12 protein-coding genes and 1 tRNA gene are annotated in these 18,086 nt (G+C 67.3%); 1 reads left to right on the top strand and 12 read right to left on the bottom strand.

What is annotated here, in order from left to right:
* The first annotated feature begins 229 nt into the window (after positions 1 to 229).
* Complete coding sequence (locus ACEXHE_RS05315) at positions 230 to 1,249, top strand: ATP-grasp domain-containing protein (protein WP_374784984.1); 1,020 nt, start codon at positions 230 to 232, stop codon at positions 1,247 to 1,249.
* 11 nt (positions 1,250 to 1,260) lie between these two features.
* Here the strand turns inward: ACEXHE_RS05315 and murJ are convergent, their stop codons facing one another.
* The 12 genes from murJ to ACEXHE_RS05255 form a co-directional block, all read right to left on the bottom strand.
* The gene (murJ, locus tag ACEXHE_RS05310) at positions 1,261 to 2,841 is read right to left on the bottom strand and encodes a murein biosynthesis integral membrane protein MurJ (protein ID WP_374784983.1); all 1,581 of its coding nucleotides are present in this window, start codon (positions 2,839 to 2,841) and stop codon (positions 1,261 to 1,263) included.
* A gap of 110 nt (positions 2,842 to 2,951) precedes the next feature.
* Positions 2,952 to 6,845 (bottom strand): DNA-directed RNA polymerase subunit beta', encoded by a 3,894-nt coding sequence (locus tag ACEXHE_RS05305; protein ID WP_374784982.1) that lies wholly within the window; start codon positions 6,843 to 6,845, stop codon positions 2,952 to 2,954.
* A gap of 59 nt (positions 6,846 to 6,904) precedes the next feature.
* Positions 6,905 to 10,423, bottom strand: a complete 3,519-nt coding sequence (gene rpoB, locus ACEXHE_RS05300) for a DNA-directed RNA polymerase subunit beta (RefSeq protein ID WP_374784981.1) — start codon at positions 10,421 to 10,423, stop codon at positions 6,905 to 6,907.
* Positions 10,424 to 10,734: 311 nt separating this feature from the next.
* The gene (locus tag ACEXHE_RS05295) at positions 10,735 to 12,060 is read right to left on the bottom strand and encodes an acyltransferase family protein (protein WP_374784980.1); all 1,326 of its coding nucleotides are present in this window, start codon (positions 12,058 to 12,060) and stop codon (positions 10,735 to 10,737) included.
* Positions 12,061 to 12,234: 174 nt separating this feature from the next.
* Positions 12,235 to 12,624, bottom strand: a complete 390-nt coding sequence (rplL, locus tag ACEXHE_RS05290) for a 50S ribosomal protein L7/L12 (protein ID WP_356966893.1) — start codon at positions 12,622 to 12,624, stop codon at positions 12,235 to 12,237.
* Positions 12,625 to 12,768: 144 nt separating this feature from the next.
* Complete coding sequence (gene rplJ, locus ACEXHE_RS05285) at positions 12,769 to 13,347, bottom strand: 50S ribosomal protein L10 (RefSeq protein ID WP_091692821.1); 579 nt, start codon at positions 13,345 to 13,347, stop codon at positions 12,769 to 12,771.
* A 303-nt stretch (positions 13,348 to 13,650) separates the two neighbouring features.
* Entirely contained in the window at positions 13,651 to 15,063 is a 1,413-nt protein-coding gene (locus ACEXHE_RS05280) for a GNAT family N-acetyltransferase (protein WP_374784979.1), read from the bottom strand.
* A 147-nt stretch (positions 15,064 to 15,210) separates the two neighbouring features.
* The gene (rplA, locus tag ACEXHE_RS05275) at positions 15,211 to 15,915 is read right to left on the bottom strand and encodes a 50S ribosomal protein L1 (protein ID WP_091692816.1); all 705 of its coding nucleotides are present in this window, start codon (positions 15,913 to 15,915) and stop codon (positions 15,211 to 15,213) included.
* A 134-nt stretch (positions 15,916 to 16,049) separates the two neighbouring features.
* Positions 16,050 to 16,481, bottom strand: coding sequence for a 50S ribosomal protein L11 (gene rplK, locus ACEXHE_RS05270; protein ID WP_277245759.1), 432 nt, complete (start codon positions 16,479 to 16,481; stop codon positions 16,050 to 16,052).
* Positions 16,482 to 16,621: 140 nt separating this feature from the next.
* Positions 16,622 to 17,539, bottom strand: coding sequence for a transcription termination/antitermination protein NusG (gene nusG / locus ACEXHE_RS05265; RefSeq protein WP_374784978.1), 918 nt, complete (start codon positions 17,537 to 17,539; stop codon positions 16,622 to 16,624).
* Positions 17,540 to 17,625: 86 nt separating this feature from the next.
* Complete coding sequence (gene secE, locus ACEXHE_RS05260; protein ID WP_091692811.1) at positions 17,626 to 17,886, bottom strand: preprotein translocase subunit SecE; 261 nt, start codon at positions 17,884 to 17,886, stop codon at positions 17,626 to 17,628.
* Between the two features lie 93 nt (positions 17,887 to 17,979).
* Positions 17,980 to 18,052 (bottom strand) — tRNA-Trp (locus ACEXHE_RS05255).
* Between the last annotated feature and the right edge of the window lie 34 nt (positions 18,053 to 18,086).

Below are 18,086 nucleotides of genomic sequence, written 5' to 3'. Positions count from 1 at the left end.
CGCCCTCTGCACGGCCCTCGCCTCTCATGTACCCATCATCTCGCGTCACTAGGATGAAGCAATGACCAGCGGACCTGCAGCCTCGACCTCTTCTTCGCCCCGGCCCGACACACCAACAGGCCGAGTCCTCGTCGTCAGCACGGGACGTGACCGCGGATCCTTGGCCGCAGTTCGAGCCCTGCATCGCGCCGGCTGGACCGTAGGCGTCGGGACCCCCGGGGGGCGTGGAATGCTCGCCTCGACCTCGGCCTGCACCCGGGCCCATGCGGTGGAACGCCCCCGAGGGGACGGCCTGGCCTTCATCGACGGTGTGAGGTCGGCAGTGAGCGAAGGCAACTACGACGTCGTCTTCGGTGCCGGTGACGATTGGATGGCCGCCCTGTCCCTGTACCGTGATCACCTCGATGCCCAGATCGCCCACCCGTCCTGGGATGCCGTCGTGGCCGCCCTGGACAAGGTCAGCCTCTCCCGCGCAGCATCGGCCGTCGGGCTCGATGTGCCCCGGACCGAGCCGGCCACAGCGGACGTCATCGCGTCGTGGGACGGGCCGGTCGTGGTGAAGTCACGCTCGCACTGGCAACCGGGCCAGAGTCACCCACTGCGCATCGAAGCCCGGAGGTTCCCGGACATCCGGAGCGCTCAGGAACGCATGGAGCACCTCCGGTCCCACGGCATCGAACCCATCCTCCAGGCCCCCGTGGACGGTCGGCTGATGGCTCTGATCGGACTCTTCTACGACGGTCGACTGGACGGCCGTGTCCAGCAGGTCAGCCCTAGGATCTGGCCTACCCCCACCGGAGTGTCAGCACGTGCCGAGACAGTGCCCGTCGACGACCAGCTCGCCGCTCGCGCAGAGCGACTGCTTGAGCGCCTGGGGTGGGAGGGTCTGGTCGAGCTTCAGTTCCTCCAGGATGCCAGCGGCACGGCACACCTGATCGACCTCAACGGGCGATTCTATGGATCGATGGCGCTGGCTGAGACCGCTCGTCCGGGGATCGCCCATTCCTGGGCACAACGCACGCTGGGCCACTCCAGCGAAACTCTCGCGGACGGACGTTCAGGACATCGGTACTCGTGGGCAGCGGCCGATCTCCGTCGCGCCTGGGTCGAGCGCCGCGGCGGGCTGCTGCGCGACGCCGCGGACACGGTGCGCTGGGCCGCGACCGCACGGCACAGCGTCTGGGACTGGACTGACCTGGGCCCGACCTTGCGGCTGGTTGGAGAACGCCTCCGGCCAGGGATCCGCTGATCACCCTGAGCTCAGCGTCGACGACGTGCTATGCGCCAGACGTCGCTCAGGACGGCTCGTTCCGGTCCCCGCAGGAGGATCACTCCCCCATAGAAGACGACGGTCACCACACCGGCCGTCAGAAGGATGGCTGCCGCCGGAGCCATCCCCTGTGTCCATGCCGCCAGGAGGACCCCGGCCGTGCCCGAGACCAGCGCCAGGGCCGCAGTGCGGGACACCAGTCCCCCGACCGCCCGGATGTCGACCGCCTGGTGGCGACGGTGCAGCAGCATCAGATTCACGACTGCGGCCAGTACCAGAGATGCTGTGGTCGCCAAGGCGATCCCCGCCACCCCCATGATCGGTGCCAAGACGATGTCACCGACCACGTTGACGACCATGGCCACGACAGCCACGACCATCGGCGCCCTCGGATCCCCGATCGAGTATGAGGCCTTCACCACGATGGCCCGGCAGCCCAAGGCCACCAGTCCCGGTGCGTACCAGGCGAGGGCGGTGGCTGTCAGCATGACGGCATGCCCGTCGAATGCACCCCGGCCGAAGACCAGAGTGACCAGAGGCACTGCCGTCACCGCCAGCACGATCGCCACGGGCGTGAGCACCGTGAGTGAGACGTCCAGTCCTCGGCCCACCAGACGGCGGAGCTCATCCTGGGCTCGGACGGCGGCCCCCAAGGCCGGGTAGAGAGGAACCAGCAGCGCGGTGATGATGAGCGTCTCTGGGAGATGGATCAACCGCCAGCCGAAGGACAAGGCCGTGATCGCCCCGTCCCCCACCGTGGAACCCACAGCGCGGTCGACCATCGTGTTGACGTTGACGATGGCCGTCCCGACCAGCATCGCCGGCACCAGACGAGCGATCTCCTGGAACCCCTGGTCCCGGAGATCCAGGCGGGCCCGCAGACCGATCCTGAGTCGTCGGACCGGGGGAAGCTGCATCAGCAGACGGAGTGCGGAGCCGACCACGAAGCCCACGGCCAGCGCCTTCACTCCATTGTCCGGACCGAAGAGCGCGGCTGCCGTGATCATCGCAAGATTGAACGGGACGCCCTCCAGTGCCGACCAGACGAATCGTCCATGCGCCTGGACCAGCGCTGCGATGAGGTTGGTGCCGGCGATCAGCACGGTCGCCACCAGCATCACCCGAGTGAGCCCGGCGGTCAGCTGTGCCTGGTCATCCGAGAAACCCGGTGCGATCACTGAGGTGACCGGACCTGCCAACAGGCCGAGGAGCATCGCACTCACCCCGAGGACGACCAGGGTCACGGTCAACGCCGTGTCGAAGCTGCGGTGCCCGACACATCGTCCAGGGTCCGTGCGCTCCTCCGCAACCTCTCGAGCCACAGTCGGGGTGACCGACTTCGCGACGGCCGTGGCGATCAGACCCAGGAGCAACGTCATCAGGCCCTGGGCCACCAGGAAGGCATCCAACTCTGGGCCGGCACCGAACACGCTCGCGATGACGACGTCCCGAACGAATCCCAACAGCGTCGATATCGCGGTGAGTGCCGTGATCACCACCGCTGCCCGGGAGATGCTCCACCGATTCTGTCCAGCCACCTCGTCGTCCTTCCAGCATGCCTCGGCCGACATGCATCCTCTGTCCGCACATCCCATCACGGATCCGTCCTGACACACGACGACACCCCCCGAGTCGAAACTCAGAGGGTGTCGTCGTCTGTCTCAGCGCTCAGCCGAGGTGATCAGCCGCGGAAGTCTCCGCCCATGCCGTACTCGTCCAGGCTCACGGCGTGGAACTCCGGCGTCAGGGACTGGTCCAGCCCCGGGTAGTCGAAGTCCGCGTAGCCGGCGGGCCCGGTGAACAGGTTGGCCTTGGCCTCCTCGGTGGGATCGACCGTGACCTTGGTGTAGCGGTCCAGGCCGGTGCCGGCCGGGATCAGCTTGCCGATGATCACGTTCTCCTTCAGACCCAGCAGCGGATCCGACTTGCCCTCCATGGCCGCCTGGGTCAGCACCCGGGTGGTCTCCTGGAAGGACGCGGCGGAGAGCCACGAGTCCGTGGCCAGCGAGGCCTTGGTGATGCCCATCAGCTCGTCACGACCGGACGCCGGCTGACGGCCCTCGGAGACGGCCTTGCGGTTGGCGGCGGTGAAGCGTCCACGGTCGGTCAGCTCGCCGGGCAGCAGGTCGGTGTCGCCGGACTCGATGACGGTGATCCGGCGCAGCATCTGCCGCACGATGACCTCCACGTGCTTGTCGTGGATGCCCACACCCTGCGACTGGTACACGTCCTGGACCTCCTGGACCAGGAACTTCTGCGCAGCACGCGGACCGAGCACGCGCAGCACCTGCTTGGGATCCACGGCGCCGGAGACCAGCTGCGTGCCGACCTCCACATGCTCACCGTCGGACACCAGCAGACGCGCACGGCGCAGCACCGGGTAGGCGATCTCCTCCGAGCCGTCGTCCGGGGTGAGGATCAGCCGCAGCTGCTTCTCCCCGTCCTCGATGGTCACGCGGCCGGCGACCTCGGAGATCGGAGCCACACCCTTGGGGGTACGGGCCTCGAAGAGCTCCTGGATGCGGGGCAGACCCTGCGTGATGTCATCAGCAGAGGCCACACCGCCGGTGTGGAAGGTACGCATGGTCAGCTGCGTGCCGGGCTCACCGATGGACTGTGCGGCGATGATGCCCACGGCCTCACCGATGTCCACCAGCTGGCCGGTGGCCATGGAACGGCCGTAGCACTTGGCACAGGTCCCGACGGCGGACTCACAGGTGAGCACGGAGCGCACCTTGACCTCGGTGACGCCGGCCTCGATGAAGGCGTCGATCGCGACGTCGCCGATGGCCTCGCCGGCCTGACCCAGGACGGTGCCGTCCTCGGAGGTGACGTCCACGGCCAGGGTCCGGGCGAACGAGGAGTTCTCCACGGTCTCATGGCGCACCAGCTCGCCGTTGTGGTTCACCACGGCGATGACCTCGGTCAGGCCACGCTCGGTGCCGCAGTCCTCCTCGCGGACGATGACGTCCTGGGACACATCCACCAGTCGACGGGTCAGGTAACCCGAGTTGGCGGTCTTCAGCGCGGTGTCCGCCAGGCCCTTACGGGCACCGTGGGTCGCGATGAAGTACTCGAGCACGGTCAGGCCCTCGCGGTAGGAGGACTTGATCGGACGCGGGATGATCTCACCCTTCGGGTTGGCCACCAGGCCGCGGATGCCGGCGATCTGACGCACCTGCAGCCAGTTGCCTCGCGCTCCGGAGGACACCATGCGGTTGATGGTGTTCAGGCGGGGCAGACCGGCACGCATGGCCTCGGCGACCTCGTCGGTGGCCTTGTTCCAGATGTCGATCAGCTCCGAGCGGCGCTCGTCGTCGGCGATCAGACCCTTGTCGTACTGGGCCTGGACCTTGCGAGCCTGCTCCTCGTAGCCCTCCATGATGGACTCCTTGTCCATGTCGGAGGTGATGTCCGAGATGGCCACGGTGACACCGGACCAGGTTCCCCAGTGGAAGCCCGCGTCCTTGAGGTTGTCCAGGGTCGCGGCGGTCTGGACCATCGGGTAGCGCTCGGCCAGGTCGTTGACCAGCTGGCCCAGGGAGCCCTTGGTCGCCTCGGCGTCCAGCCACGGGTAGTCCTCGGGCAGCAGCTCGTTGAAGAGCACCTTGCCCAGCGTGGTGTCCAGCAGGATCGTCTGACCCGGCTCCCAGCCCTCAGGGGCCGGGTGGGAGTCCGACGGAACGAAGCCGTCCACACCGATCTTGGCCGGGGCGTTCAGGTGCAGCTCGCCGGCGTCGAAGGCCATGATGGCCTCCGCGACGGTCGAGTACTCCTGTCCCGCGCCCTTCTCGTCCTCGCGCACCGTGGTCAGGTGGTTCAGGCCGATGATCATGTCCTGAGCCGGAACGGCCACAGCGCGACCGTCAGAGGGCTTGAGGATGTTGTGGCTGGAGAGCATCAGCAGACGCGCCTCGGCCTGGGCCTCAGGGCTCAGCGGCAGGTGCACGGCCATCTGGTCACCGTCGAAGTCAGCGTTGAACGCCGAGCAGACCAGCGGGTGCAGCTGCAGGGCCTTGCCCTCCACCAGCTGCGGCTCGAAGGCCTGGATGCCCAGACGGTGCAGGGTGGGTGCACGGTTGAGCAGCACCGGATGCTCGGTGATGACCTCTTCCAGCACATCCCAGACCTGAGGACGGAAGCGCTCGACCATCCGCTTGGCGGACTTGATGTTCTGTGCGTGGTTCAGATCCACCAGGCGCTTCATCACGAAGGGCTTGAACAGCTCCAGAGCCATCTGCTTGGGCAGACCGCACTGGTGCAGCTTCAGCTGAGGACCGACCACGATGACCGAACGGCCCGAGTAGTCCACGCGCTTGCCGAGCAGGTTCTGACGGAACCGTCCCTGCTTGCCCTTGAGCATGTCCGAGAGCGACTTCAGCGGGCGGTTGCCCGGTCCGGTGACGGGGCGTCCACGACGTCCGTTGTCGAACAGGGAGTCCACAGCCTCCTGGAGCATGCGCTTCTCGTTGTTCACGATGATCTCGGGGGCACCCAGATCCAGCAGACGCTTCAGACGGTTGTTGCGGTTGATCACACGACGGTAGAGGTCGTTCAGGTCCGAGGTGGCGAACCGGCCACCGTCGAGCTGGACCATCGGGCGCAGCTCCGGCGGGATCACCGGGACGGCGTCCAGGACCATGCCCAGCGGCGAGTTGTCCGTGGTCAGGAAGGCGTTGACGACCTTCAGACGCTTCAGGGCGCGGGTCTTGCGCTGGCCCTTGCCGGTCTTGATGGTCTCGCGCAGCATCTCTGCCTCGGCCTGCAGGTCGAAGGTGTCCAGGCGCTGCTTGATCGCCTCGGCGCCCATCGATCCCTCGAAGTACTGGCCGTACTTGTCGCGCATGGCGCGGAACAGACCCTCATCACCCTCCAGGTCGGCGACCTTGAGGTTCTTGAAGCGGTCCCAGATCTGCTCCATGCGATCCAGCTCGGCGTCGGCACGCTTGCGGATCTGCGCCATTGTCTTGTCCGCGGCGTCGCGGGCCTTCTTCTTCTCGGCCGCCTTGGCGCCCTCAGACTCCAGCTTGGCCAGGTCCTTCTCCAGATCACCGGCGACAGCGGCGATGTCCGCATCACGCTGGTCGGAGAGGTGACGGGTCTCCTGATCGTGCTCGGCCTGCAGATTGGGCAGGTCGGCGTGACGGGCCTCGTCGTCGACCTTGGTGATCATGTAGGCCGCGAAATAGATGACCTTCTCCAGGTCCTTCGGGGCCAGATCCAGCAGGTAGCCCAAGCGCGAGGGGACGCCCTTGAAGTACCAGATGTGGGTCACGGGTGCGGCCAGCTCGATGTGGCCCATCCGCTCACGGCGCACCTTGGAACGGGTCACCTCGACGCCGCAGCGCTCACAGATGATGCCCTTGAAGCGCACGCGCTTGTACTTGCCGCAGTAGCACTCCCAGTCCCGGGTGGGGCCGAAGATCTTCTCGCAGAAGAGTCCGTCCTTCTCGGGCTTCAGGGTGCGGTAGTTGATGGTTTCCGGCTTCTTGACCTCGCCGTACGACCAACCGCGGATCTCCTCCGCGGTCGCCAGGCCGATACGCATGAGGCCGAACGAGTTTTCAGTGGACATGGTCCGTTGAACTCCTGATGTTGTGAAGATGGATGACGTCTGGGGGGCGGGGAGCGGGATCAGACTTCCTCGACCGAGCTCGGCTCGGCGTGGGACAGGTCGATGCCCAGCTCCTCGGCGGCCCGGAAGACGTCATCGTCCGAGTCACGCATTTCGATGGTCTGGCCCTCCTGGGACAGGACCTCCACGTTCAGGCAGAGGGACTGCATCTCCTTGATGAGCACCTTGAAGGACTCGGGGACGCCCGGCTCGGGGATGTTCTCGCCCTTGACGATCGCCTCGTAGACCTTCACTCGTCCGTGGATGTCATCGGACTTGATGGTCAGCAGCTCCTGCAGGGTGTAGGCGGCGCCGTACGCCTCCAGGGCCCAGACCTCCATCTCGCCGAAGCGCTGTCCGCCGAACTGTGCCTTGCCGCCCAGCGGCTGCTGGGTGATCATCGAGTACGGCCCGGTGGAGCGGGCGTGGATCTTGTCGTCCACCAGGTGGTGCAGCTTCAGCATGTACATGTAGCCGACCGAGACCGGGTCCGGGAACGGCTCGCCGGAGCGGCCGTCGAACAGCTGGGCCTTGCCGTCGGTCCCCATCAGGCGGTCGCCGTCACGGGTGGGGTTGACGTGGCCGAGCAGACCTTCGATCTCGTAGGCCTCAGCACCGTCGAACACCGGGGTGGCGACGTTGACCGGACCGGACTCGCGGGGGAAGTTCGGCAGCTTGGCCAGCCACTCGGGCTCACCCTCGATGGTCCAGCCGCGGGATGCGGCCCAGCCCAGGTGCAGCTCCATGACCTGTCCCAGGTTCATACGACCCGGAACGCCCAGCGGGTTCAGGATGATGTCCACCGGGGTGCCGTCGGCCAGGAACGGCATGTCCTCGACCGGCAGGATCTTGGAGATGACGCCCTTGTTGCCGTGGCGGCCAGCCATCTTGTCGCCGTCGGTGATCTTGCGCTTCTGGGCCACGTAGACGCGCACCAGCTGGTTCACACCCGGGGGCAGGTCGTCGTCCTCGTCGCGGTCGAAGATGCGCACACCGATCACGGTGCCGGACTCGCCGTGGGGCACCTTCAGGGAGGTGTCGCGGACCTCACGGGACTTCTCGCCGAAGATGGCGCGCAGCAGGCGCTCCTCCGGGGTCAGCTCGGTCTCACCCTTGGGGGTGACGCGTCCGACCAGGATGTCCCCGGCCTCGACCTCGGCACCGATGTGGATGATGCCGCGCTCGTCGAGCTGCGCCAGGACCTCGTCCGAGACGTTGGGGATGTCCCGCGTGATCTCCTCGGCGCCCAGCTTGGTGTCGCGGGCGTCGACCTCGTGCTCCTCGATGTGGATCGAGGTCAGGACGTCCTCGGAGACCATGCGCTGGGAGAGGATGATCGCGTCCTCGTAGTTCAGGCCCTCCCAGGGCATGAAGGCCACGAGCAGGTTCTTGCCCAGTGCCAGCTCGCCGTGGTCGGTGGACGGGCCGTCGGCGATGATGCTCAGCTTCTCCACGCGGTCGCCCTCGGAGACACGCACCCGCTGGTTGTACGCGTTGCCCTGGTTGGAGCGCGCGAACTTCATGATCGGGTAGTGCTGAGTGGTGCCGTCGTCGTTCATCACGGTGACCAGGTCGGCGGCGACCTCGGTGACCACGCCGGGCTTGTCCGCGGTGATGGAGTCACCGGCGTCCACGGCCACGTACTTCTCCATGCCGGTGCCCACCAAGGGAGCCTCGGACTGGAGCAGCGGCACGGCCTGACGCTGCATGTTCGCACCCATGAGGGCGCGGTTGGCATCGTCATGCTCGAGGAACGGAATCAGCGCCGTGGCCGCGGAGACCATCTGGCGCGGGGAGACGTCCATGTAGTCGATGTCGTCCACGGAGGACAGCACCGGCTCACCGCCACCGCCACGCTGACGGCAGAGCACGAGCTCCTCCTGGAAGGCGCCGTCCTCGTTCAGCGGAGCGTTGGCCTGGGCGATCTGGGCCTCGAGCTCGTCATCGGCGGTCAGGTAGTCGACCTGGTCGGTGACCTTGCCGTCCACGACCTTGCGGTACGGGGTCTCGATGAAGCCGAAGTTGTTGATCCGACCGTAGGAGGCCAGCGAGCCGATCAGGCCGATGTTCGGGCCTTCCGGGGTCTCGATGGGGCACATGCGGCCGTAGTGCGAGGGGTGCACGTCTCGCACTTCCATGCCGGCACGGTCGCGGGACAGACCGCCCGGGCCCAGCGCGGAGAGGCGACGCTTGTGGGTCAGGCCCGCCAGCGGGTTGTTCTGATCCATGAACTGCGAGAGCTGGGAGGTTCCGAAGAACTCCTTGATCGAGGCCACCACGGGGCGGATGTTGATCAGGGTCTGCGGGGTGATCGCCTCGACGTCCTGAGTGGTCATCCGCTCACGCACGACGCGCTCCATGCGGGACAGGCCGGTGCGGATCTGGTTCTCGATCAGCTCGCCCACGGCGCGGATGCGACGGTTGCCGAAGTGGTCGATGTCATCGACCTCGACACGCACGTCCACGGCCTCGCCGTGACGGACGCCCTTGATGGTCTTCTCACCGGCGTGCAGGGCGCAGATGAAGCGCACCATCTGCACCACGTCGTCCTCGGTCAGCACCGAGGAGGCGGGATCGCCCAGGGGCGCGTCCACGCCCAGCTTGCGGTTGAGCTTGTAGCGACCCACCTTCGCCAGGTCGTAGCGCTTCGGGGTGAAGTACAGGTTGTTCAGCAGGGTCTGCGCGGCGTCCACAGCGGCAGGCTCGCCCGGGCGCAGCTTGCGGTAGATGTCCAGCAGCGCCTCGTTCTGGTCAGCCGTGGGATCCTTCTCCAGGGTCGCCCGGATCGAGTCGTACTCGCCGAACTCCTCGAGGATGCGGGACTCGGTCCAGCCCATGGCCTTGAGCAGCACGGTGACCGGCTGCTTGCGCTTGCGGTCCAGACGCACGCCGACCTGATCGCGCTTGTCGACCTCCAGCTCGAACCAGGCACCGCGGGAGGGGATGATCTTCGCAGTGAAGATGTCCTTGTCACTGGTCTTGTCCGGGGTGCTCTCGAAGTAGGCGCCCGGGGAGCGGACCAGCTGGGAGACCACGACACGCTCGGTGCCGTTGATCACGAAGGTGCCCTTCTCCGTCATCAGCGGGAAGTCGCCCATGAACACCGTCTGCTGCTTGATCTCGCCGGTGTTGTTGTTCATGAACTCGGCCTTGACGTACAGCGGAGCCGCGTAGGTGGTGTCGCGCTCCTTGCACTCGTCCACCGGCATCTTGGGGTCGGCGAACTCCGGCTCGGTGAAGGACAGGGACATGGTGCCCTGGAAGTCCTCGATCGGGGAGATCTCCTCGAAGATGTCGGCCAGGCCGGAGGACACGGCCACGGAGTCGTCGCCGATCTCCTGGGCATGCGCCACCCGGGCGGCCCAACGCTCATTGCCGATCAGCCGGTCGAAGGACTCGGTCTGAAGGGCCAGCAGGTCCGGGACGTCCAGTGGCTCGTGGATCTTGGCGAAGCTGATCCGGCCGGCACTGGCGCCGGAGCGGGGCGAGACGGCCCCGGGGTTGTTAGCGGTTTCGTGTGAGGTGCTCGAGGCGACCAAAGGTGTTCCTTCCACAGGCCTTGAGTGCTTCCGTTCGCTCCCCCGGCGCTCCGTGAGACCATCAGGGTCCGGGAGTCGCTGCATTCCACGGGGCCCACCGCTATATGAAGGCCAGTCCGTTGCCTGGTCCACGCTGACGTCCGCCGGGCATGCCGGAGGCGACCTCAGGGGTGGACTTAGGGGAGACGCAAAGATCCATCATAACCCGGAGGTCCCAATCCGTCCACTGACCCCGGCGTGTCCTGCCCCACTCCCCCGCCGGTCTCGCTACTCTGTCCCGCCAGCGTCCCACCAGCGGGAGCAGGACCCGCTCAGCGCATCGGAATCCGGTGCGGCGGAACCGTGGTCACCACCGGTGATCCGCGCAGTGCTGCAGGCTCCACGGACAGTCGGTAGCGCTGCGGGACGGCACGGTGGGCCGCCGACCGGTCTCCCCGGGGCCGGGCCAGCCACGGTCCCACCACGGGCAGATTCCCGACGACGGCCGTCACCGTGCGCTGCAGGCGCGGTCCCAGCGGGGTCTCCACCCACCGGTGGATGCTCCATGCCGCCAGCAGCACGGCCCCCAGCGTCAGGACCAGCACTACCTCCTTCGGCAGCAGCGGCGAGAGCAGCATGATCAGCCACCATCCCCACAGCTGGTGGACCAGGTAGACCGGGTAGGTCAGGGATCCGGCCAGTGCCGCGCCGGGCACCTGGACACGGGACAGGCGCGTCAGGGTCAGCAGGGCGACCACCCCGAACAGCCCGGCGACGATCGCCCAGAACAGTGGAAGCGGGTAGTCATAGCCGGTGAGCTCTGCGGTCTCTCTACGCTGGATGTGCGCGGACCAGGCCGAGCCCAGGACCACGTTCACCGCCAGTACTCCCCACCGGGTCCAGGTGTGACCGAAACGGTGGATCAGGAACAGCACCGTGCCCCCCGCGAACAGTGCCGAGTACTCGGGGAACAGCATGACCTGGACCCAGGCCACGTTCTGCCCGGCGCCGGACAGGACGGTGTGCAGCACCGTGCCGGCCACGGGCCACAGCGCTGCGAAGACGAGCACGCGCGCTCGGGTCATGCCCACCAGCATGAACGCCAGGATCCACAGGTAGAACTTCATCTCCACCCACAGCGTCCAGTAGACGCCGTCCAGATGGCCCACCCCGTCCATCCCGCCCTGGAACATCGTCAGGTTGGGCAGGATCTCCGACGGGCTGCGGTTCACCCCCAGCTCGGGCCACAGGACGAACAGCAGCACGGCCACCGCCAGCACGGCCACCCAGTAGGCCGGGTAGAGCCTGCCGATGCGGGATCCGATGAATCGGGCCGGCGACCTGCCGTAGCAGGAGAGCAGGATCACGAACCCGGAGATGATGAAGAACAGCTGCACGCCCAAGGCGCCGACGGAGCTCCACTGGCTGAGCTCGGGCCAGGCCTCGGCCGCCGGGGCGCCGTGGCGTCCCCAGTTGCCGTGATGCCACGCCGTCCAGTGGAACAGGACCACGGACACTGCGGCCACCAGCCGCAGCACGTCCAGCAGGGCCAGGCGTGCCCGGCCGCCTGAGGGCGCCCCCACTCCGGCAGGGCCGGACGCAGGGCGCACCTGCGGCGCCGCCTCGATGCGGCGCGGCTGGGTCAGGGTGGCGGTCATGCCCGGCAGATCCTCCTGATCGCTTCGTGATCAAACTGTGACCTTAGGACTCCCGGCTGGACGTTGCCTGGACGCCGGGCCGAGGCCGAGACGCGGACGACCCCGCCTCGACCACCGGACGGTGGCTGAGACGGGGTCATCGCAGAGAGCTGAGTGCGGCTCAGGCCGCAGTCATCACTTCAGGGTGACGGTGGCGCCGGCGCCCTCGAGCTGCTCCTTGGCCTTCTCGGCGGTCTCCTTGTTGACACCCTCGAGCACGGGCTTGGGGGCGCCGTCGACGAGCTCCTTGGCCTCCTTCAGTCCGAGGGAGGTCAGGGCGCGCACCTCCTTGATGACGCCGATCTTCTTGTCGCCGGCAGCCTCGAGAACGACGTCGAACTCGTCCTTCTCCTCAGCGGCGGCCTCGCCACCGGCACCACCGGCGGCCGGAGCGGCAGCGGCGGCGACGGGAGCGGCAGCGGTGACCTCGAACTTCTCCTCGAAGGCCTTGACGAACTCGGACAGCTCGATCAGGGACAGCTCGGAGAAAGCCTCGAGAAGTTCTTCAGTGGACAGCTTGGCCATGATGGCTCCTTCACAGTGTGTGGTGATTCGCTCACCGGCGTGCAGTCTTCACTGCGTCACTGCCGGTGGGCGGCGGATCTTGGTGGCCGTTCCGCATGGTGTCGCGGACAGCCGGGTGCTCCCGGGAGTGACCCCGGAGGCGGGTCACTCGGCGGCGGCCTCTGCGGCTGCCTCGGTGTTCTCTGCAGCCGGAGCCGCAGCGCCACCCTGCTCCTCGACCTTCGCACGCAGGGCGTCCACGGTGCGGACGGCCTGGGACAGCGGAGCCTGGAACATGTAGGCAGCCTTGTACAGGTTGCCCTTCATGGCGCCAGCCAGCTTGGCCAGCAGGACCTCACGGGATTCAAGATCCGCGAGCTTCTTGACGGCCGCGTCGTCCAGGTACTGGCCATCCATGTAGCCACCCTTGACGATCAGGGCCTCGTGATCCTTGGCAAAGTCACGCATCGCCTTGGCCGCGTCCACCGGGTCACCGGAGACGAAGGCGATCGCGGAGGGTCCGGACATCTTGCCTGCGAAGGCGTCGATGCCGGCTTCCTTGGCCGCGATCTCAGAGAGCGTGTTCTTCACCACGGCGTAGTGGGCGTTCTCACCGAGTGCGCGCCGGAGCTGCTTGAGCTCGGCCACGGTGAGACCACGGTATTCCGTCAGGACGGCTGCGGTGGAGGTGCGGAACAGTTCCGTCAGCTCCGCCACTGCGGCTGTCTTCTCGGACGTCGCCATGGCACTCCTTCCATTGCTTGAGGCCGGTGGACCCCTGACACGAAAGACGCCCCGTGCAGGTGCACGGGGCGTGGCAGGTTCCCGACGACGGATCTCACCTCATGCGTGATGCATGTCGGATCCTGTGGTTCAGGAGTGCGTGGCTCAGTTCACCTGCGCAGGCCGTCTCCGTGTGGAGATCTTTACGGTTGGGTCCCGAGTGTGCTCACCGCCAAGTGGGCACAGGACGTCAACGACCGGCGGTCTGTGGTGGACTCATCGTACTCGTCCCGGCCGGCGTCTGCCAAATCGGCGGGCCCGTGGTCAGACGGACTTCTCCCAGGCGGCCATCAGCGCGGCGGGGACGAATCCCAGCCGGCTGTTCGCTCGCAGGATCGAGGCGTTCTCCGTGGCGTTCCAGGTGTAGAGGCGCTCGGCCTCCGGCCGGATCTGCAGCAGCTGCGGGATGTTGCGTGCCTTGAGCAGCAGGGAGAGCCGGTGTCCCCGGTGATCCGGATGCACCAGGGTGTTGGCCTGGAACGCGGCCTGCGGCAGATACTCATAGCTCTCGATGTCGGAGTGCCCCACGATCCGGCCCGTGGGCCGGTGCAGCGCAGCGGCGGTGATCACCACGAGTCCTTCGGCCTCGCGGGCGGCCTCCATCCGACGCAGCCGATCCACGTCCCACTGCTCCGGGTCCACGGTCAGCTCCCCGGAGGGAGCATCCTGGCTCATCCGGCCCCACAGCTGCGCGAAGGCCTCCGCGTGCTCCTCGGGGCAGGCCCCCGTCCAGCCGATCAGCTCGTACTGGTCCAGGGCGGTGGATCCTGCCGGGTCCGGGCGAGCGGCCACCTGCTGCGCAGCACCGAGAGCTGTGGAGAGGTCCAGGACCGAGACCAGCTCCAGCTGCGCAGCGGCGAATCCGCAGGCCCGCGCGAAGGAGGCATCCGCACGAGTGAGGTCCAGCTCCAGCGCCGGGGCGCCGGTGTCCACGGACTCCGGCCCCCCGCCCTGGGGCATCGGTGCGGCGGCGGGCGAGTCCTCGTCCTGTGCTTCGTGTCCGCGGACGTAGACGGGCCTGGACCCGACCGCCTCCGGATCCAGGAGCTGGTGGTCGGTCCAGGACTGGATCACGGTGCGGCCGGCCTCCCGGGCGGCCTCCTCCACAGCGGCCGCCAAGGCCGTTCCCACACCGTGCCGGCGGAACCCCGGATGCACTCCCACCCAGGCCTGAGCGGTCACGGCGCCCGCGTCCTGCGGCAGTCTCAGCACGCCGTACCCGATGATCCGTCCGTCGGCATCGAAGTCCGAGGAGTCCGCGTTCTGCATCAGGGCGATGACGTACCGCGTGATCAGGTCGGTTCGGGGCTGGGCTCCGGCCAGCTTCTCGGCCGGAGACTCATAGAAGTCGTTGTTCCCCCAGAACAGGGAGGTGATCATGTTGCCCAGCTGGGCCACCTGGAGGAAGTCAGCCGTGGCCGGGGGCATGGGGAGCCGATGCTGCTCCAGGCGCTCCGGCAGCTCCAGCCAGGCCAGGCGCACCTCCACAGAGTCACCGTGGGGTGCACCTCCCTGCGTCTCGCGCAGCGTGCGACCGGTCACCTGCAGCGGGGCCTCGCCGCCGACCCAGGACGGGTCGGAGGACGCGGAGAACTCCCACGAGGAGTCCGACTGCCGCTCGCCCGCTGCGACGCCGGACTCGGAGGAGGGGATGCTGCTGCCCTGCTGATCGGTCATGGGGACATTCAACCGCAGTTGGGGCCCGAGCACATCACGGCACACCCGGGCCCGGTTGCGCTCCGATGCAGACAGCACAGCGGCCGGCCGCCTCCCAGAGGAGACGACCGGCCGCTGGATGCGATCAGCTCAGATCGAGTGGAACGATCAGGCCTCAGCCTCGACCTTGGTCACGTTCGGATCCACGGGGATGCCCGGGCCGAAGGTGGTGGAGACGGTGGCCTTGGAGATGTACCGGCCCTTGGACGAGGACGGCTTCAGGCGCAGCACCTCTTCCAGAGCGGCGGCGTAGTTCTCGATCAGCTTCTGTGCGTCGAAGCTGGTCTTGCCGATGATGAAGTGCAGGTTGGCGTGCTTGTCGACGCGGAAGTCGATCTTGCCGCCCTTGATGTCGGTCACGGCCTTGGCCACGTCCGGGGTCACGGTGCCGGTCTTGGGGTTCGGCATCAGGTTGCGCGGGCCCAGGACCTTGCCCAGACGTCCGACCTTGCCCATGAGCTCCGGGGAGGCCACGGCGGCGTCGAAGTCCACCCAGCCGTCGGCGATCTTGGCGATCAGGTCGTCGGAGCCGACGAAGTCAGCACCGGCGGCCTCAGCGGCTGCGGCCTTGTCACCGGTGGCGAAGACGACCACGCGAGCGGTCTTGCCGGTGCCGTTGGGCAGGTTGACGGTGCCGCGCACCATCTGGTCGGCCTTGCGGGGGTCGACGCCCAGGCGGAAGGCGACCTCCACGGTGGCGTCGGTCTTGGAGGGGTTGGTCTCCTTGGCCAGGGCGATCGCCTCGGCCGGACCGTACAGGCGGTCCTCAATGGCGGCCTGAGCGGCCTTGTATGCTTTGCTGCGCTGTGCCATCTGCGTGTTCTCCTTGTGCAGTCGTGGTCTGCGGGCCGCGCGCGGCCCTGCCACTGTGACGTACGGGGAGGCTGGAAGCCGCCGGCCGTCGTCGGGAACTTAGGGGGTGCCTCAGATGAGGCGGATGGTGAGGGTCAGCCCTCGACCGTGATGCCCATGGAGCGGGCGGTGCCGGCGATGATCTTGGCCGCGGCCTTGACGTCGTTGGCGTTGAGGTCCTCCATCTTGGTGGAGGCGATCTCCTCGCACTGGGCCTGGGTCAGCTTGCCGACCTTGTCCGTGTGCGGGGTGGCGGAGCCCTTCTTCACACCGGCGGCCTTCTTGATCAGCTCTGCAGCCGGAGGCGTCTTGGTGATGAAGGTGAAGGAGCGATCCTCGTAGACGGTGATCTCCACCGGCACGACGTTGCCGCGCTGGGATTCCGTGGCGGCGTTGTACGCCTTGCAGAACTCCATGATGTTCACGCCGTGCTGACCGAGCGCGGGGCCGATCGGAGGTGCCGGGTTGGCGGCGCCTGCCTGGATCTGCAGCTTGATCAGACCGGCGACCTTCTTCTTGGGGGCCATGTTGGGTCCTTTTCACTAGCGGTCCCCGGGACACGGAGCGTGCCTCCGGGGGTGTGGCCGCCGTGGCGCGGCGGCCGGTCCGTCCGGCACCGGGGCAAAGCTCCCCGGCACGGACGAAGACTGGGTTCAGCAGGTCAGGATCAGCGGATCTTGGTGACCTGGTTGAAGGAGAGCGTGACCGGGGTCTCGCGCTCGAAGATGGTGACCAGCACGACCATCTGCTGGGACTCGGCCTTGATCTCGGAGATCGTGGCCGGGAGAGTCTCGAACGGACCGTCGTTGACGGTGACCGACTCGCCGACCTCGAAGTCCACGGCGATCTGCTGGGGGGCGTCCTGGGCGCTGGCCGGAACCGGGCGGCCCTCCGACTGGGCCGTCTTGGTGGCCTCCTGGATGACGGAGGGGGCCAGCATGGAGTAGACCTCGTCCAGCGAGAGCGGGAACGGATCGTGGGCGTTGCCGACGAAGCCGGTGACACCCGGGGTGTGCCGCACAACGCCCCAGGAGGCGTCGGTCAGGTCCATGCGGACCAGCACGTAGCCGGGGATGCGCACCCGGTTGACCACCTTGCGGGTGGTGTTGCGGATCTCGACGACCTCTTCCATGGGGACGTCGATCTCGTAGATGAAGTCCTCCATGTCCTGGGTCTGGATACGCGTCTCCAGGTTGGTCTTCACCCGCTTCTCGTAGCCGGCGTAGGTGTGGATGACGTACCAGTCGCCGGGCTGGCGGCGCAGTCGGGCCTTGAGCTCCTCGGCCGGGTCGACCTCGGGCTCCTCGGCGGACTCTGACGCTGCGGCCTCTGCAGACTGCTCGGTCTCGGCGTCCTGGGCCTCTGCGGTCTCGGTCGCAGGGGACTCTGCGGACTCGACGTCGTCGGTCTCAGCGGTGTCGGCCTCGGTGGACTCGACCGACTCAGCGTCGGCAGTCTCTGCAGTCTCGGCGGACTCTGCGGGCACAGCGGAGTCCTCGGCCACCTCGGTGTCGGCGACCTGCTGCTCCAGGTCGGCGCCCTCGGTCTCCGGGACGTTCTGCTGTTCGAGTTCCTGCTCGGACACGGGTTCCTGCTTTCTACACGCGGTCGACGATGTTCCGGCAGGGCATCCCGGCGGACCGTCCTGCTGGCCGGGTCGGTCAGGACCCGTTACTGGGGGGTGCCCTCACCGAAGGTGAAGGTGGCCATCTGGCCGAAGACCCAGTCCAGACCGGTGACCAACAGCATCATCAGGATCACGAACGCGAGCACCACACCGGTCAGCTTGACCAGCTCCTCACGCGTGGGGGTGACGACCTTCTTGAGCTCGTCCACCACCTGACGGAGGAACAGGCCGATCCGGCCGAAGAATCCACGGCTGCGGGGCTCACCGGGGGTGTCCCCCCGATGGTCCGCGGTGGCTTCGGTCACATGAACCTCACTAGGTGGGTGCCGGATTGAGCGTCCTGCTGACGCCCAACTGTTCCTGCCGGTGGATCCGGACCTCTCCGGGTCCACCCTGCGCAGGGCAGACAGGACTCGAACCTGCAACCTGCGGTTTTGGAGACCGCTGCGCTACCAATTGCGCCACTACCCTTCGACCGCCTCCACACCTTCGTCCCCGTCAATGG

The organism is Micrococcus sp. IITD107 (assembly GCF_041927415.1).
GTDB classification, from domain to species: domain Bacteria; phylum Actinomycetota; class Actinomycetes; order Actinomycetales; family Micrococcaceae; genus Citricoccus; species Citricoccus terreus.
The sequence above is the reverse complement of the archived record's forward strand: the minus strand, read 5'-3'. Positions and strand labels throughout refer to the sequence as shown.